This is a genomic window from Xanthomonas sp. fls2-241-TYG-148 (assembly GCF_030208815.1).
Taxonomy (GTDB): Bacteria; Pseudomonadota; Gammaproteobacteria; order Xanthomonadales; family Xanthomonadaceae; genus Xanthomonas; species Xanthomonas campestris.
In genome coordinates this window covers 80,933-107,100 of the sequence record NZ_JARVTE010000003.1, presented here as the reverse complement: position 1 = coordinate 107,100, position 26,168 = coordinate 80,933, and the positions used below count along the sequence as shown (strand labels likewise).

Here is a 26,168-nt window from a genome sequence, read left to right as displayed (position 1 = left end):
GTGTCCGGGAACGCTGTTTTGCGCATCGCCCGGCGCACTGGCTGGGCGGGTTTGCGTACACTCGCGGTCCCCTGTTTGTCGACCGGAAACGCGCGATGCCCGTCACGACCAAGCTGCCCAAGGTGGGCACCACCATCTTCACCGTCATGTCGCAGCTAGCGGCCGAGCACGGCGCGGTCAACCTGGGCCAGGGCTTCCCGGATTTCGCCGTGCCGCAGCGGCTGGTCGACGCACTCGGCCAGGCCATGGCCGCCGGACACAACCAGTACCCGCCGATGACCGGTGTGGCCGCGTTGCGCCAGGCCATCGCTGGCAAGGCGCAGCGCTGCTATGGCGCGCAGGTGGATGCCGACACCGAAATCACCGTCACCAGCGGCGCCACCGAGGCCATCTTCAACGCCATCCACGCGGTGGTGCGCGCGGGCGAAGAAGTGATCGTGCTGGACCCGGCTTACGACTGCTACGAGCCGGCGATCGATCTGGCCGGCGCACGCGCCGTGCACGTGGCGTTGGACCCGCAGACCTTTGCGGTGGATTGGGACGCGCTGCGCGCGGCGATCACGCCGAAGACGCGCTTGCTGATGATCAACTCGCCGCACAATCCCTCCGGCGCGATGCTCTCGGCCGCCGACATGCAGACCCTCACCGAGCTGCTGCATGGCACCGACATCTTCCTGCTGTCTGACGAGGTCTACGAGCACATCGTGTTCGACGGCCGCCGGCACGAGTCGGTGCTGCGCTGGCCGGAATTGCGCGCGCGCGCATTCGTGATTTCCAGCTTCGGCAAGACCTACCATTGCACCGGCTGGAAGATCGGTTATGCCATCGCGCCGCCCGCGCTGAGTGCCGAATTCCGCAAGGTGCACCAGTACAACACCTTCACCAGCTTCGGCCCGGCGCAACACGCGTTCGCGGCGATGCTCCGCGACGAACCCGAGCACGACGAGCAACTGGGCGCGTTCTATCAGGCCAAGCGCGACCGCTTCCGCGCGCAGCTGTTGGCCACACGGCTGGTCCCGCTGCCGGTGCCGGGTGGTTATTTCCAGCTGGTGGACTATTCGGCGATCAGCGACCTGCCCGACACCGAGTTCGTGAAGTGGCTGACGGTGGAGAAGGGCGTGGCGGCGATTCCGTTGTCGCCGTTCTACGAAACCGCACCGGCCGGCCAACGCCTGGCGCGGCTGTGCTTCGCCAAGAACGATGCCACTTTGGATGCGGCGATAGCGCGGTTACAGCAGCTTTGAGGCCATCTGCCGAAAACGTGGCTGAGCGAAAACTGCATTTAGTCCAGGTGAAGGATCACGGCGATGTCGATTACGGGAATGTATTTTGGCATCACATTCGGCTTGACCTTGGCTAGCGGAATGGTCAATGGCGCACTCTTTTATGGCCATGTGTTGACCGGACTAGCTGACCGTGGCCAGGGGGCGGATCTTGATTTCGCCGTGCTGCCATCCCGGAGAGAGAGATACGTGGAACGTTATCTCGCCCTGCTCACCGCCCAGGAAAGGCGCACCACCGCCAACCGTCTGGTTCGCCACCTGCGCTGGGTAACTCCTACATTAGGGTTGTTGTGTCTGTTTGGCACACTTTGCATTGGAGCACGTTGGCGATGACGCTTACCCCGCAAGATCTAAAAATTTCTCTGGTCCAGGGAAACACCCGCTGGCACGATCCAGCCGGCAATCGCGACTATTACGGCGCGTTGCTCGAGCCGTTGGCCGGGCAGAGCGATCTGGTGATCCTGCCGGAAACCTTCACCAGCGGGTTTTCCAACGAGGCCATCGACAAGGCCGAGGACATGGACGGGCCCACCGTGGCGTGGATCCGCACGCAGGCCGCGCGGTTGGGTGCGGCGATCACCGGCAGCGTGCAGCTGCGCACCGAGCACGGTGTGTTCAACCGGTTGCTGTGGGCCACGCCGGATGGGGCGCTGCAGTATTACGACAAGCGCCACCTGTTCCGCTTCGGCAACGAACATCTGCGCTATGCGGCCGGGCGCGAGCGCCTTTGCGTCGAGTGGAAGGGGTGGCGGATCAATCCACAGGTCTGCTACGACCTGCGCTTTCCGGTGTTTTGCCGCAACCGCTTCGATGTGGAGCGCCCGGGCCAACTGGATTTCGATCTGCAGCTGTTCGTCGCCAATTGGCCGTCGGCGCGCGCCTACGCCTGGAAGACACTGCTGCGCGCGCGCGCGATCGAGAACCTGTGCTTCGTGGCGGCGGTCAATCGCGTCGGGGTGGACGGCAACCAGTTGCACTACGCCGGCGACAGCGCGGTGATCGATTTCCTCGGCCAGCCGCAAGTGGAAATCCGCGAACAGGAACAGGTGGTGACCACCACGATCAGCGCAGCCGCGCTGGCCGAGCACCGCGCGCGCTTCCCGGCGATGCTGGATGCGGACAGCTTTGTGCTGGGTGAGTAGGTGTGGGTGGGGATTGGGGAGTCGGGATTGGGGATTTTCGAGGACGAGAGTGCTGACGCTTGATTTATCTGCGGGCTCCTTCGGCCTGGTAGCAGCTGAAAGCGGCTCGTCGAGGAACATCTGCGTTTTCACCCAGGCGTGGCCGCTTCGGCGCGTGGCGGCTAGCGCCTGACGTTGCATTGCGCTTGCCTTGGCTGCCAGCCGCTAATCATTCGGCAGTGGTGGGCGGCTCTCCCTGTTCGCTCCGCGCTTCGCAGCTACTGCGCGTGCTTGCCGGCCGCGGCGTGCGGCAGTGGTGTTAGCTGGATTTCATAGAGCGTCGGCCAGCGTTTGCCGGTGACGAACAAGCGGTCGTGCTCGGCGTCGAATGCGATGCCGTTGAGCACATCGTTGGTGGAATCGGTCAGTGCGTCGGCGTCCGGCACCAGCGCTTGCAGGTCGATCCAGGCCACTACCTTGCCGCTGGCTGGATCGATGCGCGCAATGCGCGAGGTCAGCCAGACATTGGCGAGCAGCTCGCCGTTGACCCATTCCAGTTCGTTGAGATTGTCCAGCGGCCGGCCGCCAGCGGTGACCTTGATGCTGCCGATCTGCTGCAATGTGTCCGGATCCAGTTTGCGGATCACGGCGGTGCCGTCGCTCATATACAGGTGGGTGTCATCGCTGGTCAGCGCCCAGCCTTCGCCCGGATAGCGGAAGCGCGCGCGTGGCGTCAGCGTCGCCAGGTCGTAGACGAAGCCTTCGTGGTTGCGCCAGGTCAGCTGGATCAAGCGGTCGCGCCAGGCCACGATGCCTTCGCCGAAATACGGTGGCGGCACCTCGGCGCGTTGCAGGATGCGCCCTGTTTCCAGGTCCACCTTGCGCACGCTCGAGCGCCCAGTCTCGCCAGTGCTTTCGTATAGATGGCCGCGCAGATAGAACAGGCCTTCGGTAAAGGCAGTGGTGTCGTGCGGATAGCGCTTGACCACGCGATAGCCCTGCGTCGGGACCGAGTCGCGGGCGATTGCCATGGCCGGCAAGAGCACGAGGATGAGTAGCAGGGCAGGGACGAGACGTGGCATGGGGTGATCATCCCATGCCGGCCAAGACCGAATCCAACCGCACCGCGATCTGCTCGATCAACGCTGGATGCAAAGCCACCTACGCGCTGGGATGCGGCATGCAGAGCCAGTGATCCCATCGGTTCCAGTGCGCGGCGACTAACCTTCCCTCGATCGGGCTGCTCACGGCTGCATCAAGCGCACCTATGCATCGAAGATGCCGGACGCGAGGTCAGTGACGCCTTCGATTCCGATAGGGCAGTCGACAACGCAACGGCCCGCAGCGGCGGCTCGGGCTTGCGCCTTCGCGCCGCCAGCGCTTCGCTCCGACGGTGGCGCCCATCGGCACAGGATGCCACGCGGTGAACTGCGCCGCCTGCGCCTTGCACGCCCCCTAACGATTCGCTGAACCGGCGCTTGCACGGCGCGGGGACCTTGCCGCGGCCGCCACACCGGCGCTGCTAGGCTCGCGCCACGTCCATACACCGGTAAGCTGCACATGATCAAGTCATTCTCTCTGCTCGCGCTGCTGGGCGTCGCCACGCTCGCGCCGCAGGCCCAGGCAGCAGGCAACATCGACTGCAAACTGTCGTTCAATCTCGAAGGCTGGTCGGTGTTCTACAAGACCGCCAGCGGCACCGGCACCATCACCTGCGACAACGGTGCGGTGATTCCGGTGAAGATCTCCAGCAAGGGCGGTGGCCTGACCGTCGGCAAGTCCAAGATTACCGGCGGCCGCGGCACCTTCTCCGGTGCATACAGCCTCAATGATCTGCTGGGCACCTATGCGGCCGCCGAGGCGCATGCCGGCGTGGTCAAGTCCAGTACCGCACAGGTCGTCACCAAGGGCGACATCTCGCTGGCCTTGGCCGGGACGGGCGAGGGCGTAGATCTGGGCGTCAATGTAGGCAACTTCGTGATCGAGCGTCGCAAGTAAGACGCAGCAGATCGCGCTGAAGACGGCACTGCACACAACAAGCGCATCTGTACGCGAGAGGCTTTGTTACCTAGAGATAGGTAACAAAGCCTCTAGAGGTCTGTAGCGATGGCGGCAGTGCGTTGGCCGCACTGACTTTGATTGACGAGTGAAATGATGTCGGGATGGCAGCGACATTGCGCGGATCGAGTGAACTTGATCAGACCGGCAACTAGTCGGACGGCCGCACGGCATGCACTGCTCACACATGCACACCGACACTCTGGACTGGTCCTTGCCCATCCACCGGCGAGGGACCTTATGCGGCATGGATGCCGTAGAAGAGCTTACATGGACGTACTTGCAGCGTGTCCCGCGACGGTGGACGGGCTAGGGCCCTGCAGCCAAGCCGCAGATCAGCCGCTCTGCAAGTGATCTATCCGCACTGTCCAACCACTCCAAGACAAAAGAAGACAATCGAAATGTCGAGTCTTAGCCGCATTTGGATGTAGTCAAAAAGCTTGGTTAGTCGAGGGCGCGTTGCCCTCACCGCTTGTGGGACACGCCGCAAGTACGTCCATGTAGGCTCGGTGGCGGCATCCATGCCGCCACACGGTCCCGCAAGCGGTGAGGACATCGCACCTGGCAACGTGGTTGTGTGCTGATGGGAACCACAAAGCCGGCCGCGCCCGCAGAGCGGTGCTCCGTTGGCCGTTCTAAAGCTGCCTCGCGTGCCGGTTCGCTGCGAGCCAAAGTTTTCGCTGCGAGCCACTGTTAACGTCTCGCGCTTACTTCGATGTATCGCGTGATTCAAGCAGACATGATCCAAGCGATAACGAAAAACGGCCCGTCGCAGGGCCGTTTTTTTATTGCACGTCTTGTAGCTTAGCGACCGCGATTGCCGCCACCTGGTGGCCGACGGTTGCCGCCACCCGGGGGACGACCACCCGGACCACCTGGGCCACGCGGTGCGCCGCCCGGACCACCGGGACCACGATTACCGCCTGGTCCACGGTTGCCGCCGGGGCCGCCTGCACGCGCACCGGTCGGGCGCCCAGCTGCCGGACGTGCGGCGCCATACGGGCTGAAGCCCGGATTGGCGTGGTCGGACGGGAAGCTCGGCGCGTTGCCCGGGTGGCCGTAGGGGTGCTTGCGCTGGCCCTGACCTTGACCCTGCGACTGACCTTGCCCACCTGCCGCGCCGCGGCCCTGGCCGCCTGCGCCCGGGCGTGCGCCGCCCGGACCCTTCTTGGCGTAAGGACGCGGCTGGCCGGTGCCGGCGCCGCCGGGACCTGCGTTGCGGTGGCCGCTCGGGCCGGTGCTCACGCCATCGGGCACATACCAGCTGCGGAACGCGGCCGGGTTGCCGTCCGGCAGCGAGCGGTCGCCCTTGGCCGGGCCACGCTGCTTGAACGGGCGCTGCTGCGATTGCTTGGCAGCGGCTTCGCCGCTGACCGTCAGGCCGCCCTTGAAACCACCGGGCTTGCCGCGGCCACCACGGCCGCCGCGATCCTCGCGCAGGTTGTCGAAGCGGCGCAGCTCACGGCCTTCATCGGCGCCGGAGGTCTGGCCGTTGACGTAGGCATTGCTGCGGCCGTCGCGCGACACGTGCACGGTCGACTTGGCGGCGCGGCGCTGGCCGATCACCGGCTGCAGCGTCAGTGCCGACGGCGCGCCTTCTTCCAGCTTGAGTTCGGCGCGCAGGGCGTCGACCTTTTCCTGTGCCAGTTCCACCGATTGCCCGCGCAACAGCTCGCGCGGCAGCGACACCTTGCCGTAGCGGGTGCGCTTGAGGCGGCTGACCTGGCAGCCTTGCGACTCCCACAGGCGGCGCACTTCGCGGTTACGGCCTTCCTTGACCACCACGCGGAACCAGTCGTGCGAATCGGTGCCGCCGATGCGTTCGATCTCGTCGAACTTGGCGCCGCCGTCTTCCAGCAACACGCCGCGCGAGAGACGCTCGATCATGCTGTCGGGCACCTTTTCTTCGCCTTCCGGGGCGCGCACGCGCACCACGTACTCGCGTTCAACCTCGTAGGAGGGGTGCATCATCGCGTTGGCCAACTCGCCATCGGTGGTGAGCAGCAGCAGGCCGGTGGTGTTGATGTCCAGGCGGCCGATGGCGATCCAGCGCGAGCCCTTCAGCGCCGGCAGCGACTCGAATACGGTCGGGCGGCCTTCGGGATCTTCGCGGGTGGTCACTTCGCCTTCGGGCTTGTTGTAGACCAGCACGCGCGAGGATTCGGTCAGCGCGCTGGCGACGAAGCTGCGGCCGTCCAGTTCGATCTTGTCGCCGCTGCGCACCGACATGCCGGTCTGCGCGACGGCGCCATTGACCTTGATCAGGCCATCGGCAATGCGCTGCTCCAGCGCGCGGCGCGAGCCCAGGCCGGCCTGGGCCAGCACCTTGTGCAGGCGCTCTTCCAGTTTCGGCGCTTCGGGCGCGCTGTCGCGCTTGAGGGAAAGCTTGTTCAACGACAGCTTGCGGGGGGTGTCACTCATGTGTCTGGCTCCGGCCGACGCGTTCTGGGTCGGCCTCTGGGTCGGAATCGGCTTCGTCAACAGCCACGGTCGTCGTCGCGACGGCGTTGTCTTCGTCTTCGTTCACTGCATCCGCGCGCGTGCCCGGCGCGGTGTCGGGTTCGCCCTCGCGGGCGGTCTGTGGGTCGTGCGTGTTCGGGTCCTGCGCCGCGGGGTGCTGCGGTGTTGCATCAATCGGGTCGTGCGCCTCGGCAGCGCTGTCTGCGCTGTCGCTGCCATGGCTCCGCGCTGCATCGGTGCCGGCGCCGGTCGTTTCGACCTGGGTGGCGTCTCCGTCGGCTTGCGGCTCCACGTCTGCATCTGGCGCTGCATCGGTGGGTGCTGCTGCGCCGTCCTCGTCGCTATCAGCATCGGCATTCATTGCATCGCCGTCGTTGTCTGCTCCGGCGACATCATCAGCGTCGGCGCCGGCGTCATCGCTCTGTTCGCCATCAGCCTGCTCTGTATCAGCCGGCCCGGTCTCGTCTTGCGCCATCGCGGCCGCGGCGGGTACCGGGCCGTCCAGCTGGCCGTCGCGGTCCAGCGGCAGCTGCGGTTCCAGCTCGGCGATGTCCTTCAACTCAGACAATGGCGGCAGCTCGTCCAGCCGCTTGAGCCCGAAGTAGTCCAGAAAGCCCTTGGTGGTGCCGAACAGGGCGGGCTTGCCGGGCACGTCGCGGTGGCCCACCACGCGGATCCACTCGCGTTCTTCCAGGGCCTGGATGATGTTGCTGCTCACCGCCACGCCGCGCACCTGCTCGATTTCGCCGCGGGTGATCGGCTGGCGGTAGGCGATCAGCGCCAGGGTCTCCAGCGTGGCACGGGTGTACTTGGTGCGACGCTCGGTCCACAGCCGCGCCACCCAGCCGTGCACGTCGGCCTTGACCTGAAAGCGGAAGCCGGACGCCACTTCCACCAGTTCCACACCGCGCTCGGTGCACCCCTCGCGCAGCAGTTCCAGCGCGCGCTCCACGCTGCCGGGCGGTGCCGGCTCTTCCTCGGGAAACAGCCCTTGCAGCTGCGCCAGCGTCAACGGCTGGCTGCTGGCCAACAGGGCAGCTTCGATAATGCGGGTGATCAGCGCTTGATCCATTCGGTGATCGGCTTCAGGTGGGTTCGTTGGCAGCGTCGCTGTCGTCGAATTCGCTGGAGAATTGCAACGGCGCATTGGTATTGCCCAACGCCAGCGACTTCACGTAGATCGGCGCCAGCGGCGCTTCCTGCACGATGTCCAGCAACTGCTCCTTGGCCAATTCCAGCAACGCCAAAAAGGTGACCAGCACGCCGAGCTTGCCTTCCTCGGCAGTGAACAGCGATTCGAATCGGTAGAACTTGCCGTCGTCCAGACGGCTGAGCACATCGCCCATGCGCTGGCGCACGCTCAGCGCCTCGCGTTTGATCGCATGCCCGGTAAACAGCTCGGCGCGTTTGAGCACGTCGTACAGCGCCATCAGCATTTCTTTCAGATCCACCGGCGGCGGCAGCTTGACCGCGGCGCGTTCGGGCAGATGCGCCTGCACCGGCGCCGAGTCGCGGCCCATGCGGGGCAGGGTGTCCAGATCCTCGGCGGCCTGCTTGAACCGTTCGTATTCCTGCAGCCGGCGCACCAGTTCTGCGCGCGGGTCGTCTTCTTCGCCTTCCTGGCTGGGCGGGCGCGGCAGCAGCATGCGCGACTTGATCTCGGCCAGGATCGCGGCCATCACCAGGTATTCGGCCGCCAGTTCGAAACGCAGCTCCTGCATCACGTTGATGTAGTCCACGTACTGCCGCGTGATCTCGGCGACGGGAATATCCAGGATGTCTAGGTTTTGGCGGCGGATCAGGTACAGCAGCAGGTCCAGCGGACCTTCGAAGGCGTCCAGGATGACTTCCAGCGCGTCCGGCGGGATATACAGATCCTGCGGGATCTGCAGCACCGGTTGCCCATGCACGACCGCCAGCGGCATTTCCTGCTGCTGCGGTGGCGCGCTCGTGGCTGGCGGATTCGCGTCGTGCGCGAGTTCGGAATTCATCAGGTCGACATCGGGTCTTGCGGTCGCCGGCCACGGTACGGAGCCGTGCCTGCAGGGCTTTGCCTTGAGTTATTGCGATCAATGTCGTGCCTGCTTCGGCACGATCCCACAAATCCACATACGCCGGTCCGCATGCAATCAGGCGCCGCGTGGCAGGCGGCGACGGAACAGCGAGGAGGTCGTCTACGCGGGCCGGCGGTGGGCAGCGAATCGGCCGTCGAGAGAAGCGTTGAGCCTGGGCCGACGGGCCGCTGCGTCCGGTTGCGTGTGCAGTGGTGTCAAGGGTAATGCGTGGGTGGGGGCGGTGTCCAGCGCTGGCGCGGCTAGAATTGGCGGGATGATCTTCCGATGTGGGCGAGGTGGCGTGTGTGGTACGTAATCGAAGGCTATGACCGGGCCGATGCCCTGGCGGCACGGCAGCAGGCGCGACCGGCGCATCTGCAGCGCCTGCAGGCACTGACGGCAGAAGGACGGCTATTGGTCGCTGGCCCGTGCCCGGCAATCGACGCCGAGGACCCGGGCCCGGCCGGCTTCAGCGGCAGCGTGGTGATTGCCGAGTTCGCTTCACTGGAGGCAGCACGCGCGTGGGCCGATGCCGACCCGTATGTGGCGGCCGGGGTGTATACGCGGGTCGACGTCCGCCCGTTCAGGCGGGTGCTGCCATGAGCCGGGTCGAGCGCATCCGCGCCGCGTTGCAGGCCGCGCTGGCACCCGTCGAACTGGAGGTGGTCGACGACAGTCATCGCCATGCTGGGCATGCCGGCGCGCAGGATGGGCGTGGGCACTTCAATGTGCGCGTGGTCAGCAGCGTGTTCGCCGGCAAGGCGCCATTGGCGCGGCACCGTGCGGTGTACGCCGCGGTGGGCGAGATGATGCACACCGATATCCATGCGCTCTCGATCGAGGCGCTGGCGCCTGGTGAGGCGGGGTAGGGCGACCGTCCGGTCAATCCGGTTCTGCCGGGTTGGCCGGAAGCGATTGCGGTGCAGACCATGCTGGTTGCAGCTTTCTTGTGATCTCCAAGAGCGGGGCTGCAGCTGCCTGATCACCAAGCGGGTGGTTCAGGCTGACGCTCGCCAAGCGAGCACGACTCGCGGCTTTGCCCAAGCGAATCAAGGCGCTGCTGGCCCCGCGACGCCTGCAAACACTGACCTGTCCGCTGCTGTCCATGCGTCAGCCGCGGCGTCATCCCGTGGCGCCAACGAGACCGGCGTCGCGCTTCGTCTGTGGAGCAATCGCTGCGGGGTTGTTGCGACGCAACATACTTATTCACGCATCCATCACTTCTAGATGCTTGATCTGTAAGCGTTTTCACAAGCCCATTCACAGGGGTTTACGCCTCCGTATGAAAACGCTTACAGTCCGCGCCAGATTTTGGGAAGTCGGTCGCGGAGGGCGACCCGAATGGCCAAAGGTGCGGTCACCATCAAAGATGTCGCTCGAGAAGCACGCGTCTCCGTTGCCACGGTATCGCGGGCGCTCAATGGGCATGACAACGTCGCCGGGCCGGTGCGCCAGGTGGTCCTGGACGTGGCCGAACGGCTGCGCTACAGCCCGCATGCGGCGGCACGCAGCCTCAGCAGCCGGCGCACCCAGACCCTGGGTGTGGTGCTGCCCGATCTGTACGGCGAGTTCTTCTCCGAGCTGATTCGCGGCATCGACGGTGCGGCGCGTGCCGCCGGCCAGCATTTGCTAGTTTCCAGCTACCACGGCGATCCCGAAGCCCAGGGCAGGGCGCTGCGTGCCATGCGCGGCCGCGTGGATGGCCTGCTGGTGTTGTCCCCGTATGCGGAGCAGCCGGGTTTTCTGACCGACAACCTGCCGCAGGCACTGCCCACGGTCCTGATCAACGCGCATCTGCCGGGCGCCGACTACCCGGTGCTGAGCATCGACGACCATGCCGGTGCGATGGCGATGACCGAGCACCTGCTCGCGGCCGGGCACCGCCGCATCGCCTTCATCGGCGGGCCGGCGCTGAACTTCGATGCGCGCGAGCGCTTGCGCGGCTTTCGTGACGCGATCGCCGGCCATGCGGGCGGAGCGGAGGGGCTCGAATTCGCCGGCGACTTCGACGAAGCCTCCGGCCATCGTGCCGGCCTTGCCATGCTGGCCGCCGGGGATCTGCCCGATGCGGTCTTCGCTGCCAATGACATGACCGCGCTTGGCTGCCTGTACGCCTTTGCCCAGGCGGATGTGTCGGTGCCCGACGACGTGGCGCTGGCCGGGTTCGACGACATCCCGCTGGCGCGCTTCGTGCACCCCGCGCTGACCACGATGCGGGTCAGCATTGCGCGCCTTGGCGAGCAGGCGATGACACGGCTGATGCGGCTGGTGGACCAGCCCGGCCATGACGACGGCATCCGCCAGTTGCTCACCCCGGAGCTGGTGGTGCGTGCGTCCTGCGGAGCCAGCGAGCCCGGCGCCTGACCCTTTTCGCGGACGTCCTGTCCGCTCCCGCTGCCACCCCCGCAGCGGTTGTTCCTGCAAGACCTTAGTGCCCACAACAACAAGATATCGATCCCTGGAGGGACCAATGAGCCACCACCACCCCCATTCCGCCAGCCCGGCGCGCAAGCTGCTCAGCTGCGCCCTGGCCAGCTGCCTGTTGCTGGGCGCCGCGCCCGCGTTCGCGCAGAGCACCGCTGCGACCATCCGCGGCCAGGTCACGGTCGACTCCGCACCTGCTGCCCAGGCCCAGGTCACTGCCACCAATCTGGCCACCGGCCTGACCCGCACCGTGCAGGTCACCAATGGCGGCTATTCGGTTGGCGGCCTGCCACCGGGTTCGTACCGCCTGGATGTCACCGCCAATGGGCAGACCACCTCGCAGAACGTCACCGTGCAGGTCGGCCAGACCGCCACCTTGAACCTGGGCGTCGGCGGCGAGCCGTCCACGGCCGCAGGTGGTAACGCCACCACGCTGGACGCGGTGCAGGTCAAGGCGCCGCCGGTGCTGGTGGAGACGCGCACCTCCGAGAACGCCACCTATATTTCCAACGTGCAGATCCAGAACCTGCCGCGTGCCACGCGCAACTTCCTGGAACTGGCCGACACCGTGCCGAACGTGCAGTTCACCCGTGATGCCAACGGCACCACCAAGGTGCGCTCGGGCGCCACCTCGGCCGAAGGCACCAACGTCTACATCGATGGCGTCAGCCAGAAGAACTACGTGTTGACCGGCGGCGTCAGCGGCCAGGATTCCAGCCGTGGCAACCCGTTCCCGCAGTCGGCGATTGGCGAATACAAGGTCATCACCTCCAACTACAAGGCCGAGTTCGACCAGGTTAGCGGCGCCGCCATCGTGGCCTCGTCCAAGTCCGGCACCAACGATTTCCATGGCAGCTTCTTCTGGGATACCAGCAACGATGGCTGGCGCGAAGAGAGCCCGCTGGAGAAGAAGGCCGGCGTGCGCGACGACTTCGAGGAAACCCAGTACGGTGCGACCTTCAGCGGCCCGATCCTCAAGGACAAGGCACATTTCTTCATTGCCTATGAAGCCAAGGAATACACCACCCCCAACGTGGTGATCCCCGGCTCGATCTACTCGGACCGCATCGACCAACTGCCGGCGCAGCTGCAGCCGCTGGTGGCCACCTACAGCACCCCGTTCAAGGAAGACCTGTACTTCGGCAAGATCGACTGGACCATTGGCGACAACAACCTGTTCGAGCTGACCGGCAAGTACCGCAAGGAAGACGAGCTCAACGACGTCGGCCAGACCTCGACCTTCGAGCACGGTAGCGTCAACGGCCAGGAAGAAAAGCGCGCCAATCTGCGCTGGCAGTACAGCGGTGCCAACTTCCTCAACGAAGCCAACCTCAGCTATGAAAGCGCGTTCTGGAACCAGGCGCCGCTCAACGACGGCACGGGCTACGTGCTCAGCTACACGCCCAACCGTGGCAACGAGACCGACGTGCTCGCTGCCGGGGCCGGCAGCAGCTTCCAGCGCAAGGGCCAGAAGGGCTGGACCTTCCAGGACGACCTGACCTTGAACAGCCTGGAATGGCATGGCGCGCACACCGTCAAGATGGGCGTGAAGTTCAAGAGCATCGATCTGGATTCCACCCAGTTCAACCCGGCCAACCCGCAGTACTACTACAACATCCTCTCCGATGTCGAAACGCCGTACCGCGTGCGCTTCGGTGCGCCGTTGACCGAAGGCGGCGGCTCGGTGGTGTCCAAGAACAAGCAGTACGGCATCTACCTGCAGGACGACTGGGAGGTCAACGAGCACTGGACCTTGAACCTGGGCGTGCGCTACGACTATGAAGAAAGCCCGGCGTTCCTGGACTTCGTGACCCCGTCGGATGTGGCCGGTGCGTTGCAGAACTGGCCCAACCTGCAGAACGCCAATTACAACATCAACAACTTCATCAGCACCGGCAACAACCGCAAGGCGTTCAAGAACGCCTGGCAGCCACGCCTGGGTGCGTCGTACGACCTGTTCGGCGACCAGGCCCACGTGATCTACGGCGGTGCTGGACGTGCCTACGACCGCAACATCTTCGACTACCTGGCGCTCGAGCAGCTCAACAACTCGTTCAATTCGTATAGCTACTACTTCACCAGTGCCAACAACCCGGCCTGCCTGGGCGACCCATGCACCGCATGGAACCCGGCCTACAGCACGCAGGAAGGTCTGAACACCCTCACCGCCAACAGCGCCGGCGGCGGCGGTCGTGAGGTCTACCTGATCGACAACAACATCAAGACCCCGTACTCCGACCAATTCAGCATCGGCATGCGCAACATGGTGCCGCTGTGGGGCCAGGACTGGTTCACCGACGTGACCCTGAGCCGGATCGAAAGTCATGACGGCTTCGCCTTCGTGCGCGGCAACCGGCTGCCCGACGGCTCGTTCTTCCAGCCGGGCACCACCTCCGGCTCGCCGACCGACGGCCCGGACGGCTATAGCGCGATCGTGCTCGGCACCAATGGTGTGGAAACCCGCAACAACCAACTCGCGTTGCAGATCGAGAAGCCCTACGACGAAGAGTCAGGCTGGGGGCTGACCGTGGCCTACACCTTCTCCGATGCCAAGGAGAACCGCCAGTTCGGCGAGCACTACGCACTGGACCGCGAGCGCGTCGAAGACTACGGCTGGCGCGAGGCCGGCGGTATTGCCAAGAACCGTCTGGTCGTAACCGGCATCTACGAGCTGCCGTATGAGATCAAGCTGTCCGGCAAGCTGTCGCTGGCCAGCCAGACCGCGCGCTACGGGCAGAACTGCCTGGCCGGCAACGACCAGTGCTACATCGTGCAATTCAAGCCAGACGGCACGCTGGGCTACAAGGAGTTCAGCATTGCGGCCAATAAAGAATGGGATACCGGTGGCGGTGTCAAATTCAACGTCCGTGCGGATATCCTCAACGTGTTCAATTGGGTGAACTACGCCAACTTTAACGGCGAGACCGGGACACTCGGCGACTTGAACACGGCATATGGCACGCCAACCGGCGTGCTGGCATCGCCGATGCGCACCTTCCGTCTGGCCTTCGGTCTGAACTGGTAAGGAGCACGCGACCGTCCTGGCAGGTGCCAGGACGGTCGAAGTCGGCGCCCGGATAGGGTAGGTTTGCGTGCGAGATGTAATCGATTACACGAGTGGGGGGCGGATGAACAGGGGTAAGACATCGCGTTGGCTGGCAGTTCCACTGATGGTGGGGGCGCTGTTGCTGGCGTCCTGCAAACAGGCCGAGGAGCCCAAGGTGGCCGAAAAGAAGGCACCCGTGAAAGTGATTCTGGTGGAAGCACAGATCCCGCCCAAGCCGGTCAAGCCGCCGCTGCCGCCGCTGTTTTCCGATATCGAACGCCGCACCTTCCAGTTTTTCTGGGACACCACCAACGAACTCAATGGACTGTCGCCGGACCGGTTTCCCTCGCGTCCGTTCGCCAGCATCGCCTCGGTGGGCTTTGCGCTCACCGCGTATCCGATCGGTATCGAGAACGGCTGGGTCAGCCGCAATCAGGCGATCGACCGAACCTTGACCACCCTCAAATTCTTCCGCGATGCGCCGATGGGGCCGCAGCGGACCGGTAAGGCCGGCTACAAGGGCTTTTACTATCACTTTCTGGATATGCAGCAGGGCAACCGCTATGACAGCTGGGTCGAGCTGTCGAGCGTGGACACCGCGCTGCTGATGATGGGCGTGCTGTTCACCCAGTCGTACTACGACGGTGACGACCCGCGCGAAAAGGAAATCCGCCAGATCGCCGACACGCTGTACAAGCGTGTGGACTGGCGCTGGCTGCAACAGCGGGCGCCGCTGATTTCGATGGGCTGGTTCCCCGAGAGCGGCTTCATCGACCACGACTGGATGGGCTACAACGAAGCCATGATGCTCTACATCCTGGCGCTCGGCTCGCCCACGCACGGCGTGGAGCCGGATGCGTGGACGGTCTGGACCCGCACCTACAATAACGACTGGGGCGTCTACCAGGGCCAGGAATACCTGTCCTTCGGCCCGATGTTTGGCCACCAGTACAGCCATGTCTGGATCGACTTCCGCGATATCCAGGACCAGTACATGCGCGAGCGCGGCATCGACTACTTCCTCAACAGCCGCCGCGCCACGCTGGCCCAGCGCGACTACGCCATCGATAACCCGATGAAGTGGAAGGACTACGGCGAAAACGTCTGGGGTCTCACCGCCGGCGACGGCCCGCAGAACACCAGCCAGGAATACCGCGGCGAGCAGCGCCAGTTCCGCCATTACTCTTCACGCGGCGCCGGCCTGCGCGAGAACTTCGACGACGGCACCATCGCGCCGACCGCGGCGATCTCCTCGATCGTGTTCGCACCCGAGGTGGTGATTCCGGCCACCGAAGAGATGCACAAGCGCTATGGCGACTTCCTGTATTCGAGCTATGGGTTCCTGGATTCGTTCAACCCCAGCTTCAACTACGACATCCCGCTCAAGACCGGGCGCATGGTGCCGGACCGTGGCTGGGTGGCCAGCGACTACATCGCCATCGACCAGGGCCCGATCCTGGCGATGATCGCCAACTACCAGAACGAATTCGTCTGGAACGTGATGAAGAAAAATGCCTACATCCGTACCGGCCTGGAACGCGCCGGCTTCACCGGTGGCTGGCTCACGCCCGACGGCGAGCCGCAGCCGCTGCCCAAGAAGGACGAGCAGGCCGCCGCGGCGCGCGCGCTGGGCATGGCCGAATCGCGTGCCGCCGCTGCCCAGGCGCAGCAGGACCCGTCGCAGCGGCAACATTCCTCGCAACGCCCCAAACCCGAGTAATCCGTGCGCCTTTTGAAACTGATGATGATGGCCGCCGCACTGTGTCTGGGTGCGGCGGGATGTGAACGTTCCGAGCAGGGCCAGACCACCGTGCGCTTCTGGGCGATGGGCAAGGAAGCGGAGGTGGTGGCCGAGCTGGTGGATGAGTTCGAGCAGCAGAATCCCGGCATCAAGGTGGATGTGCAGAACATCCCGATGACGGCCGCGCACGAAAAACTGCTCACCGCCTTCGCCGCCGATGGGCTGCCGGATGTGTGCCAGCTCGGCAACACCTGGCTGCCGGAATTCGCGCTGTTGGACACGCTGGAGCCGATGCAGCCGTATGTGGCGCGCTCGAGCATTGTCGATCCCAAGGACTACTTCCCCGGCGTGTGGGACACCAATCTGGTCGACGGCACCTTGTACGGGGTGCCGTGGTACGTGGACACGCGCCTGTTGTTCTATCGCAAGGATTTGCTGCGCGAAGCCGGCTATACCGAGATGCCCAAGACCTGGGCGGAGATGGAGCAGGTGATGGCGGCGATCAAGCGCCATGTCGGCCCGGACCGCTACGCGATCCTGATGCCGCTCAACGAGTTCGAGCAGCAGCTGTCGTTTGCGCTGCAGCAGGACGACCGCCTGCTACGCGACCACGATAACTACGGCAACTTCCGTGGCGAAGGCTTCCGCAAGGCGCTGGGCTTCTACGACACCATGTACCAGAAGGGCTGGGCACCCAAGGTCTCCGAGACCCAGGTTTCCAATGTCTGGTACGAATTCTTCAACGGCTACTACGCGTTTTACCTGTCCGGGCCCTGGAACGTGCGCGAGTTCAAGCTGCGCCAGCCGCCGGGCATGGAAGGCAAGTGGGGCACCGCGCCGTTGCCGGGCCCCAACGGCCTGGGCGCCGGCATTGCGGGTGGCTCCAGCCTGGTGATCTTCAAGTCGTCACAGCACAAGGACGCCGCCTGGAAGCTGATCGAATATCTGTCCCAGCCGACCGTGCAGGCGCGCTTCCACGCCATCATCGGCGACCTGCCGCCGCGCCGCAGCACCTGGAAGTTGCCGTCGCTGGCCAATGACGAGCTTGCGCATGCCTTCGGCGACCAGCTCGAGCGGGTCAAGGCCACGCCGAAAGTGCTGGAGTGGGAGCGCATCGTGCAGGAGATGCGCCTGGTGACCGAGCGCGTGGTGCGCGGCGGGCAATCGCACGAGGACGCCGTGCAGGAACTGGACAAACGCGTGGATGAGATTCTGGCCAAGCGCCGCTGGATCTACGAACAGGAAGGCGGGCATGTCGGCCCGGCGGCCGTACCGGCCACGCCGGCGGCAGCGCCGGCGAACGCAGCGGCTGAAGGAGCTGCCCGATGATGAAGCGCAACTCCGTGGCCGGCTGGGTCTTCGCCGCGCCGTCGATCCTGGTGCTGGGCATGTTCTTCGGCGTGCCGGTGTTCGCCGCGCTGGTGCTCAGCGTCACCGACTTCGACCTGTACGCACTGGCCGACAGCAGCCATCTGCGCTTCGTCGGCCTGGGCAACTACATCGAGCTGCTGCAGACGCCGCTGTTCTGGAAGTCGCTGTGGAACACCACCTACTTCGTGCTGCTGGGCGTGCCGATGTCCATCGCGGTGTCGCTGGGCGCGGCGCTGCTGCTCAATGCCAAGGCCTCGCGGTTCAAGGCCTTGTTCCGCACCGCGTTGTTCGCGCCGGTGGTCACCACGCTGGTGGCAGTCGCGGTGATCTGGCGCTACCTGTTCCACATCAAGTACGGCCTGGTGAATTTCGGCCTGAGCCACCTGGGCATCGCCCCGATCGACTGGCTGGGCGACCCGCGCTGGGCAATGCCGACCATCATGCTGTTCGCGGTGTGGAAGAACTTTGGCTACAACATGGTGATCTTCCTGGCCGGCCTGCAGGCGATCCCGCAAGACCTCTACGAGGCGGCGCGCATCGACGGTGCCTCGCGCTGGAAGCAGTTCCTGCACATCACCTTGCCGATGCTCGGCCCGGTGCTGATGGTGGTCGGTGTGATCACCATCTCCGGTTATTTCCAGCTGTTCGCCGAACCCTATGTGATGACCCGCGGCGACCCACTGCAAAGCACCGTGAGCGTGCTGTATTTCATGTTCGAGGAAGGCTTCAAGTGGTGGAACCTCGGCCGCGCGTCGGCGGTGGCGTTCCTGCTGTTTCTGATCATCCTGACCGTGACCACCGTGATGCTGCGCTTCGGGCGCAAGAAGGACCTGATATGAGTCGTGATGTCGGCGAATCGCGCTGGAATGGCCTGCTGATCAATGGCGGGTTGTTGCTGCTGGCGCTGGTCAGTCTGGCGCCGCTGTTGTGGATGCTGTCGGTGTCGTTCATGCCCACCGGCGAGGCCAGCCGGTTTCCGCCGCCGATGCTGCCGTCGGCGTTCACCCTGGCCAACTACCACGAGTTGTTCGCCCGCACCGGCATGGCGCGCAACTTCGCCAACAGCCTGATGGTGTCTGGCCTGATCACGCTGGGCTCGTTGCTGATCAACACCATGGCCGGCTACGCGTTCGCCAAGCTGCAGTTCGTCGGCCGCGAGCGCATCTTCAAGATCCTGATGGCCGCGTTGGTGATCCCGGCGCAGGTCGCGATGCTGCCGCTGTTCCTGCTGATGAAACAGCTGCATCTGGTCAACAACATCGGCGGGGTGGTGGTGCCGGCGCTGGCCACCGTGTTCGGTATTTTTCTGGTGCGCCAGTACGCGCGCAGCATTCCCGACGAGCTGATCGAAGCGGCGCGTATCGACGGCGCCAGCGAGATGCGGATCTTTTTCCAGATCGTGCTGCCGATGCTCAAGCCGGTGCTGGTCACCTTGACCATCTTCACCTTCATGGGCTCGTGGAACGACTTCATGTGGCCGCTGATCGTGCTGACCGACCAGGAGCAATACACCTTGCCGGTGGCGCTGGCCGCATTGTCGCGCGAGCACATCATGGACGTGGAATTGATGATGGCCGGTGCGGTGGTGACGGTGATTCCGGTACTGCTATTGTTCCTGGCGCTGCAGCGTTACTACATCCAAGGTCTTCTGCTGGGGAGTGTGAAGGGGTGAAGCCAATTTTCCTGCGACTGTTTGCCATGGCCGCTGTTGCCACCGCGGGTGCGGCACAGGCGCAGGAGCGCGTGCTCGACGGATTCAACGACATCGCCGCGTGGCGGTTGGTGGTCTCCAACCAGGTCAGCGGCTCGCTGCGCCCGGTAGCAACCACCTCCGGCGGCCACGCCTTGTGCCTCGACTACAACTTCAACGGCGTGTCCGGCTATGTCGGCATCCGCCGCAACCTGTCGATCGAGTATCCGGACAACTACCGCATTGGCTTTGCGCTACGCGGCGAGTCGCCGTCCAACGATCTGCAGGTCAAGTTGATCGATGCCAGCGGCGACAACGTGTGGTGGATCAACCGGCCGGGCTTCACTTTCCCCAAGACCTGGACCACCTTCAACTACCGCAAGCGCAACATCGAAAAGGCCTGGGGTCCTGGTGCGGACAAGCAGCTGCGCAGCAGTGCCGATGTCGAGTTCACCATCTACAACAAGGTCGGTGGCAAGGGCTCGGTGTGCTTCGACCGCCTGACCCTGACCCCGTTGCCGCCAGAGGACACCTCGCCGTTGAAGGCCGAGGCCATTACCGACACCGCACCGGCGCTGGAGCAGCGTCTGGCCGATGGCAAGCCGGACACCTTCTGGCTCAGCGGCGCAGTCAAACAGCAGACGGTGACCCTGGACCTGGGCAAGGTGCGCGAGTTCGGCGGTGCCATCGTGCAGTGGGTGCCGGGCCTGCAGGCATCGCAGTACGTGGTGCGGTCGTCCAGCGATGGGCGTAGCTGGCGCGACCTGCGCACAGTCATCGCCGGCGCCGGCGGCACCGATTGGCTGGCCTTGCCGGATACCGAGGCGCGCTACCTGCGTTTCGATCTCAAGGATGGCCCCAGCTGGCGCTATGGCATCAAGGAAGTGCAGCTGCAGCCGCTGGCCTTCGCAGCGACGCCGAACGACTTCATCAAATCGCTGGCGACGCAATCGCCGCGTGGCAATTTCCCGCGCGGGTTTTCCGGCGAGCAACCGTACTGGACCATCCTGGGCCTGGACGGCGGCACCGAGCAAGGCCTGATCGGCGAAGACGGCGCGGTGGAAGTGGGCAAGGGCGGTTTCAGCGTGGAGCCGTTCGTCAGTGTCGGCGGCAAGCTGTTGCGCTGGGCGGATGTCAGCAGCGAACAAAGCCTGCAGGACGACTACCTACCGATCCCCAGCGTGGATTGGCACCACGACCTGATGAATCTGCGCATCACCGGCTTCGTGCAGGGCACCCCTGATCAGGCACAGCTGGTCGCGCGCTATCAGCTGCGCAATACCGGCAAGGACGCGCGCGAGTTCACCCTCGCATTGGCGGTACGGCCGTTCCAGGTCAACCCGCCGGCGCAGTTCCTCAACACCCTGGGCGGCATCAGCCGCATCGAGCAGCTGTCGGTGGACGGGGCGCAGGTCAACGTCAACGGCAAGCCGCGCGTGTTTGCCGCGCAGCGGCCGGATGCCGCCTTCGCCAGCGCCTTTGACAGCGGCATGGATGTCACCCATCTCACCGCCGCGACGCTGCCCACAACCACGCAGGTCAAGGACGAAACCGGGCTGGCCTCGGGCGTGCTGGTATATCGCTGGAAGCTGGAGCCGGGCCAGAGCCGCGAGGTTGCGCTGGTCATTCCGCAGACCGGCAGCGCGCAGCTGCCGGCCGGCTTCGATGCCGACAAGGCGCAGCAGCAAGTGGCCCAGCAGTGGCGCGGCAAGCTCGATCGCGTGCGCATCAGCGTGCCGGCCGAAGGCAAGCCGGTTGTCGATACGCTGCGTACCGCGTTAGCGCACATGCTGATCTCGCGCATCGGCCCGCGTCTCCAGCCGGGCACGCGCTCATATTCGCGCAGCTGGATCCGCGACGGCGCCATGATTTCCGAAGGCCTGCTGCGGCTCGGCCGCGAAGACGTCGTGCGTGACTACGTCGACTGGTTTGCGCCGTATCAATTTGCCGACGGCATGGTGCCGTGCTGCGTGGACGACCGTGGCAGCGACCCGGTGCCGGAAAACGACAGCCATGGCGAGCTGATCTTTAACGTCGCCGAGTACTACCGCTACACCGGCGACAAGCCGTTCCTGGAAAAGATGTGGCCGCACGTGCTCGGCGCCTACGACTACATGGAAAAGCTGCGCGCCAGCGAGCGCACCGAAGACAACTTCATGCGTAACCCGGCCTTCTACGGAATGATGCCGGTGTCGATCAGCCACGAAGGCTATTCGGCCAAACCGGTGCATTCCTATTGGGACAACTTCTGGGCGCTGCGCGGCTACAAGGACGCGGTGATGCTGGCCGGTGCGCTGGACAAGCCCGACGAGGTTGCGCGCTTCAGCGCCGCACGCGACGAATTCAGCGGCGATCTCACGGCCTCGCTGGCGGCGGCGGTACGCCAGCACCAGCTGGATTTCCTGCCCGGTTCGGCGGAGCTGGGCGACTTCGATGCAACCTCCACCACCATCGCGCTGGCGCCCGGTGGCGAGCAGCAGCGTCTGCCGCCGGAGCTGTTGAACAATACCTTCGAGCGGTACTGGAAGGAGTTCACCGACCGCCGCGACAGCAAGCGCGAATGGAAGGACTACACGCCGTACGAATGGCGCAACGTGGCTGCATTCGTGCGCCTGGGCTGGCGCGACCGCGCCTGGGATGCCACCGCGTTCTTCTTCAAGGACCGCGCGCCGCAGCCCTGGAATCAGTGGGCCGAAGTGGTCTCGCGTACGCCGCGCAAGCCGTTCTTCGTCGGCGACCTGCCGCATGCGTGGGTGGCTTCGGACTTCGTGCGCTCGGTGCTGGACATGTTTGCCTACGGGCGCGAGGCCGACGCCAGCCTGGTGATCGCCGCCGGCACGCCAACGCGTTGGTTCGATGGCAAGGGCATTGGCATTGCCGAGCTGCGCACGCCCTATGGGCGCCTCAACTACACCTTGCAGCGCACCGACAAGCAGCTGGTGCTCCAGCTGCAGCCCGGCCTGATCCTGCCGCCCGGCGGCGTGGTGTTTGCCTGGCCGTATCAGGGCGAACCGGGCAAGGCCAGCATCAATGGCGAGGCGGCGCAGTGGGAGAACGGCGAGTTGCGCATCCAGCAGTTGCCGGCCTCCGTGCAGATCGAGGTGCCGAGCGCGGTGCGGCGGGCCGAACGGGCTGCGCAATGAGTGCGTGGCGCCGGTCGTTGCGGTCAACAACGTCGCGGCGCTACGGCGGCCGGCTCGGTGCGTTGATGGTGCTGGCCCTGTGCTGCGTTGCTGCGCACGCAGCGCAAGCGGAGCAAGCCGATGTCCAGAACGCGGGGCAACCAGCGCAGTCGCAGCAAACCGCCAGCGCGGCCCCGCGCGAGATGACCCTGGTCACCCTCAACCTGCATCACGACCGCGAAGACTGGCCTGCGCGCCGTGCCTATATCGCCAAGGAACTCAAACGGCTGGCGCCGGATGTGATCGCCTTGCAGGAAGTGATCGAACGCCGCGGCAGCGTGGAGAATCAGGCCGCCTGGCTGGCCAGTCGGCTTGGCTACGCGTACACGTTCGCATCGGTCGACCCGCCCGGCGCGCCCAAGCGCTATGGCAACGCGCTGCTGAGCAAGCGCCGCGTGCTGGCCCAGCATGAGCGCCTGCTGCAACCGCTGGACGATTACCGCGTGGCCGCGCATCTGCAGGTTGATATGGATGGCCAGCCGGTCAACGTCTACGTGACGCATCTCAACGAGCGGTCCGATGCGCGCGGTGCGGCGACCCGCACCCGCCAGGTGGCCGACTTGCTGGACTTCATCGCGTCCAACAGCAACCAGGCGCCGGTGGTGATCGCCGGTGATTTCAACACTGCGGCCGATACCCTGGATCTGGAAGCGCTACGCAAGGGCTATGGCGACAGCTATGGCAGCGTGCACCGCAACAGCGATGCAACTGTCAGCACCTTGAACCTGCATGTGTTCGACAAACCCGCGCGCATCGATCACGTGTTCTTCCAGCAGAACCGCCTGCTCGCACGCGAGGCACGCATCCTGTTCGACACCCCGTATGCCGAAGGCCGCTGGGCCTCGGACCATTACGGGGTCTGGGTACGCCTGCAGTTCGCGCCAGAGACGGCTGCCGCCCCGTAGCAGCCCTCGTCGTAGGAGTGCACCTGGGCGCGATCGGGCCGCCCATTCCAGCCGTCAATCGCGCAAGTCACCATCGCGCCCAGGTGGGCTCCTACAACGGCAGGACCGCATCAACTGCTGATGCGGCGACCGCGCTCTCCCAACTCACCCATGCAGCCGCTGAAAAATCTGCACGCCGGCCAGCCACACGCCCGCGCCGCTGCCCAGGTTGGTCAGCAGGAACGTCAGCACCACCCGCGACACACGATTGCGGTACCAGCCGCGCAAGGTCTGTGCATCGTCGCGCAGGGTGAGGAAGTCGCCATAGGCCGGCTTGCGCATATGCACTTCGACCAAGGCGGCGAACGCGCCGGTGGGCACGCTCAGCCGGAACGGCTTGAACGGTGCCACCACCGCGGCGGTGAGAATGCTCAGTGGATGACTGCCTGCCAACAGGCAGCCCAGCGCTGCCAGGCCGCCGGTGTACATGGCCCACTGCAGCAGCAGGTCCGCACCCATCGACATGCCGCCGCGCCAGAACCCGATCCCGATTCCGGCAATGATCACCGTCAGCATGCCCAGCGTGATCCAGGGAATACGCTTGCGCTGCTGCACGTATTCCAGCGACTCGCGCAGCGGGCCGGGCGCATCGGTGTCCTGCGCAAGGTGGCGGGCGAGCCCGGCAAGATGGCCAGCGCCGACCACGGCCAGTACCTCGCGCTGGGTGGGGCTGGCTTCTTCGCGCAGCCGCGTGGCCATGTAGCGATCGCGCTCGGCAATCACCGTCTCGTACAGCTCCGGGCTTTCGCTCGCGAAATCGCCGAAACTGGCCTCCAGCATGTCGCCTTGCTTGAGCTTTTCGATCTCTTCTTCGCCCACTTCGTCAGCGGCGAACAGCCCCGCCAGCAGCCCGCCGGCCAGCTTCATCTTGCCGAAGAAGCCCAGCCGCCCGGAAGCGCGTTTGAAGGTCAGGCCCACTTCGCGGTCGATCAAATGCACCGGCAGGCCCTGTGCACGTGCCAGGTTCACCGCTTCCTTCAGCTCCGCACCCGGCTCGATGCCCAACTGCTTGGCCAGGCGCCGTTGGTAGGCGGCCAATGCCAGGTTGGCGGCGAACAGCGCCACGCGACCCTTGCGGATCACCTGCACCAGATCCAGGCGGGCGAGGGCATCGGGGTCGCTGAGCGCCTGCAGGCGCTGCGCGTCCAGCTCCACGGCCACCGCGTCGTACCGGCCGCTGCCGATCGCTCGCTGCACCGCTGCCACGCTTGCCAGCGAGACGTGCGCGGTGCCGAGCAGGGTGTAGCGCGCACCGTCGCGTTCGACGATGCGGTGCGGCTGGCCGGACAGCGCATCATCCTGCAGCACGGGGGTGATCTCAGTCATGGGGTCATTCATCGGAAGGAGGGGCGGTGTGGCCGGAGCCGAGTGGGCGCTGCATCTGCACCGCGTCCAACCAGCGGCCATGCTTGCGGCCCAGTCCGGTGAAGACTCCGACCGTACGAAACTCAAAACGTTCATGCAGGCGCAGTGACGCCTGGTTGGTGGCATCGCCGATCACGGCAATCATCTGCCGGTAGCCGCGCTGCTCGCAGGCGGCAATCAAGGCGCCAAGCAGCTGCGAGCCGATGCCGCATCCTTGCGCGGCAGCGGCCAGATAGATCGAATTTTCCACCGTCCAGCGATAGCCGGCGCGTGCGCGGTAACTGCTTGCATAGGCGTACCCGACCACCGCGCCATCGCGGTCGGCCACCAGATACGGATAACCGGCGTCCACGATGGCGCGCACGCGGCCGCGCATCTGCTCGGCCGACGGCGCGACGTATTCGTAGGTGTTGCACCCGGCGATCTGCTCCGCATAGATCGCGGTGATCGCCGGGATGTCCGCGTCGCGGACCTCACGCAACTCGACGGGCATGCGCGGTCAGTCGATGTAGCGCTTGAGCAGATCGCCATACGCGTCGATGCGGCGGTCGCGCAGGAACGGCCAGATGCGCCGCACATGCTCGCTGCGCTGCAGATCCACGTCGCACACCAGGATGGTCGGATCCTGCCCGGCTTCGGCAATGAACTCGCCCTGCGGCCCCAGCACGTGGCTATTGCCCCAGAATTGGATGCCCGAAGCACCGATCGGCGACGGCTCGTGACCGACACGGTTGCACGACAGCACCGGCACGCCGTTGGCCACCGCATGGCCGCGATGGCTCAGCACCCACGCATCGCGCTGGCGTTCCTGCTCGGCCTGCGCATCGTCCGGATCCCAGCCGATCGCGGTGGGGTAGAGCAGCAGTTCGGCACCAGCCAGCGCCATCAGGCGCGCCGCTTCCGGATACCACTGGTCCCAGCACACCAACACGCCGAGCCGGCCGACCGACGTATCCACCGGCGTAAAGCCCAGATCGCCGGGGGTGAAGTAGAACTTCTCGTAGAAGCCCGGATCGTCGGGGATGTGCATCTTGCGGTACTTGCCAAGCAAACGGCCGTCGGCTTCCAGCACCACGGCAGTGTTGTGGTACAGGCCGGCGGCGCGGCGCTCGAACAACGAGGCCACGATCACCACGCCATGCTGCTTGGCCAGCGCGCCCAGGCGCTCGGTGCTGGGGCCGGGAATCGGCTCGGCCAGATCGAACACGTCTACCGATTCGTGCTGGCAGAAATACGCGCCGTTGTGCAGTTCCTGCAGCAGCACCAGCTTGGCGCCCTGTGCGGCGGCTTCGGCCACGCGCGACTCGATGACGGCCAGATTGGCCTCGGCGTCGCCGTGGTTGCGCTCCTGGATCAGCGCGACGGGAAGGAGATGTCGGGTCATGGCTACTCGTCCTGCTAGGTGGCGCACAGGGTAGCGCGCCATGGT

Annotated in this window: 21 protein-coding genes; 14 read left to right on the top strand and 7 right to left on the bottom strand. The window is 65.2% G+C overall.

Going from position 1 to position 26,168, the window contains the following annotated elements:
• The first annotated feature begins 95 nt into the window (after nucleotides 1-95).
• The 3 genes from QRM60_RS05770 to QRM60_RS05760 all read left to right on the top strand — a co-directional run bounded on the left by QRM60_RS05770 (nucleotide 96) and on the right by QRM60_RS05760 (nucleotide 2,425).
• Complete coding sequence (locus tag QRM60_RS05770; RefSeq protein ID WP_042599259.1) at nucleotides 96-1,244, top strand: pyridoxal phosphate-dependent aminotransferase; 1,149 nt, start codon at nucleotides 96-98, stop codon at nucleotides 1,242-1,244.
• Between the two features lie 63 nt (nucleotides 1,245-1,307).
• Nucleotides 1,308-1,616, top strand: coding sequence for a hypothetical protein (locus QRM60_RS05765; protein ID WP_076055080.1), 309 nt, complete (start codon nucleotides 1,308-1,310; stop codon nucleotides 1,614-1,616).
• On the top strand, nucleotides 1,613-2,425 hold the full coding sequence (locus QRM60_RS05760; RefSeq protein WP_285445780.1) for an amidohydrolase: 813 nt from the start codon (nucleotides 1,613-1,615) through the stop codon (nucleotides 2,423-2,425). The genes QRM60_RS05765 and QRM60_RS05760 overlap by 4 nt, the downstream gene beginning before the upstream one ends.
• 257 nt (nucleotides 2,426-2,682) lie before the next feature.
• On the opposite strand, the gene QRM60_RS05755 is transcribed toward QRM60_RS05760, so the two are convergent.
• Complete coding sequence (locus QRM60_RS05755) at nucleotides 2,683-3,486, bottom strand: glutaminyl-peptide cyclotransferase (RefSeq protein WP_285445779.1); 804 nt, start codon at nucleotides 3,484-3,486, stop codon at nucleotides 2,683-2,685.
• A 478-nt stretch (nucleotides 3,487-3,964) separates the two neighbouring features.
• Here QRM60_RS05755 and QRM60_RS05750 point away from each other — a divergent pair, with 478 nt between their 5' ends.
• Nucleotides 3,965-4,402 (top strand): hypothetical protein, encoded by a 438-nt coding sequence (locus QRM60_RS05750; protein ID WP_042599256.1) that lies wholly within the window; start codon nucleotides 3,965-3,967, stop codon nucleotides 4,400-4,402.
• Nucleotides 4,403-5,266: 864 nt separating this feature from the next.
• Here QRM60_RS05750 and QRM60_RS05745 read toward each other — a convergent pair.
• The 3 genes from QRM60_RS05745 to QRM60_RS05735 are packed head-to-tail and all read right to left on the bottom strand — an operon-like array spanning nucleotide 5,267 to nucleotide 8,913.
• A complete protein-coding gene (locus tag QRM60_RS05745) occupies nucleotides 5,267-6,883 on the bottom strand; it encodes a pseudouridine synthase (protein WP_012438191.1) in 1,617 nt (538 codons plus the stop codon).
• Nucleotides 6,876-7,994 carry an SMC-Scp complex subunit ScpB gene (gene scpB, locus QRM60_RS05740; RefSeq protein ID WP_193553101.1) on the bottom strand — a complete coding sequence of 373 codons (1,119 nt, stop codon included), beginning with the start codon at nucleotides 7,992-7,994 and terminating at the stop codon, nucleotides 6,876-6,878. The genes QRM60_RS05745 and scpB overlap by 8 nt, the downstream gene beginning before the upstream one ends.
• A gap of 13 nt (nucleotides 7,995-8,007) precedes the next feature.
• Nucleotides 8,008-8,913 (bottom strand): ScpA family protein, encoded by a 906-nt coding sequence (locus QRM60_RS05735; RefSeq protein WP_011037357.1) that lies wholly within the window; start codon nucleotides 8,911-8,913, stop codon nucleotides 8,008-8,010.
• Between the two features lie 366 nt (nucleotides 8,914-9,279).
• On the opposite strand from QRM60_RS05735, the gene QRM60_RS05730 reads away from it, so the two are divergent.
• From QRM60_RS05730 to QRM60_RS05685, 10 genes are all read left to right on the top strand, one after another.
• Nucleotides 9,280-9,579: a YciI family protein gene (locus QRM60_RS05730; RefSeq protein WP_042599254.1), complete on the top strand. Its 300-nt coding sequence runs from the start codon at nucleotides 9,280-9,282 to the stop codon at nucleotides 9,577-9,579.
• Nucleotides 9,576-9,845, top strand: coding sequence for a BolA family protein (locus QRM60_RS05725; protein WP_115530542.1), 270 nt, complete (start codon nucleotides 9,576-9,578; stop codon nucleotides 9,843-9,845). The genes QRM60_RS05730 and QRM60_RS05725 overlap by 4 nt, the downstream gene beginning before the upstream one ends.
• Nucleotides 9,846-10,317: 472 nt before the next feature.
• Complete coding sequence (locus QRM60_RS05720; protein ID WP_115530541.1) at nucleotides 10,318-11,340, top strand: LacI family DNA-binding transcriptional regulator; 1,023 nt, start codon at nucleotides 10,318-10,320, stop codon at nucleotides 11,338-11,340.
• Between the two features lie 106 nt (nucleotides 11,341-11,446).
• Nucleotides 11,447-14,425, top strand: a complete 2,979-nt coding sequence (locus QRM60_RS05715) for a TonB-dependent receptor (protein ID WP_285445778.1) — start codon at nucleotides 11,447-11,449, stop codon at nucleotides 14,423-14,425.
• A gap of 103 nt (nucleotides 14,426-14,528) precedes the next feature.
• Complete coding sequence (locus tag QRM60_RS05710) at nucleotides 14,529-16,166, top strand: glucoamylase family protein (protein WP_011037352.1); 1,638 nt, start codon at nucleotides 14,529-14,531, stop codon at nucleotides 16,164-16,166.
• A 3-nt stretch (nucleotides 16,167-16,169) separates the two neighbouring features.
• Nucleotides 16,170-17,516, top strand: a complete 1,347-nt coding sequence (locus QRM60_RS05705; protein ID WP_042599250.1) for a sugar ABC transporter substrate-binding protein — start codon at nucleotides 16,170-16,172, stop codon at nucleotides 17,514-17,516.
• Nucleotides 17,513-18,397 (top strand): sugar ABC transporter permease, encoded by an 885-nt coding sequence (locus QRM60_RS05700; RefSeq protein ID WP_011037350.1) that lies wholly within the window; start codon nucleotides 17,513-17,515, stop codon nucleotides 18,395-18,397. The genes QRM60_RS05705 and QRM60_RS05700 overlap by 4 nt, the downstream gene beginning before the upstream one ends.
• A complete protein-coding gene (locus QRM60_RS05695) occupies nucleotides 18,394-19,230 on the top strand; it encodes a carbohydrate ABC transporter permease (protein WP_012438197.1) in 837 nt (278 codons plus the stop codon). The genes QRM60_RS05700 and QRM60_RS05695 overlap by 4 nt, the downstream gene beginning before the upstream one ends.
• Before the next feature lie 26 nt (nucleotides 19,231-19,256).
• Nucleotides 19,257-22,391, top strand: coding sequence for a discoidin domain-containing protein (locus QRM60_RS05690; protein ID WP_161962705.1), 3,135 nt, complete (start codon nucleotides 19,257-19,259; stop codon nucleotides 22,389-22,391).
• 65 nt (nucleotides 22,392-22,456) lie between these two features.
• Entirely contained in the window at nucleotides 22,457-23,335 is an 879-nt protein-coding gene (locus QRM60_RS05685) for an endonuclease/exonuclease/phosphatase family protein (RefSeq protein WP_193589207.1), read from the top strand.
• Between the two features lie 144 nt (nucleotides 23,336-23,479).
• On the opposite strand, the gene QRM60_RS05680 is transcribed toward QRM60_RS05685, so the two are convergent.
• Genes QRM60_RS05680 through QRM60_RS05670 form a run of 3 tightly spaced genes read right to left on the bottom strand, consistent with a single transcriptional unit; the run spans nucleotide 23,480 to nucleotide 26,123 of the window.
• A complete protein-coding gene (locus QRM60_RS05680) occupies nucleotides 23,480-24,700 on the bottom strand; it encodes a TraB/GumN family protein (protein ID WP_285445777.1) in 1,221 nt (406 codons plus the stop codon).
• A gap of 4 nt (nucleotides 24,701-24,704) precedes the next feature.
• Nucleotides 24,705-25,232, bottom strand: a complete 528-nt coding sequence (locus tag QRM60_RS05675) for a GNAT family N-acetyltransferase (RefSeq protein WP_114998797.1) — start codon at nucleotides 25,230-25,232, stop codon at nucleotides 24,705-24,707.
• A gap of 6 nt (nucleotides 25,233-25,238) precedes the next feature.
• Complete coding sequence (locus QRM60_RS05670; protein ID WP_011037344.1) at nucleotides 25,239-26,123, bottom strand: carbon-nitrogen hydrolase; 885 nt, start codon at nucleotides 26,121-26,123, stop codon at nucleotides 25,239-25,241.
• Nucleotides 26,124-26,168 lie beyond the last annotated feature (45 nt).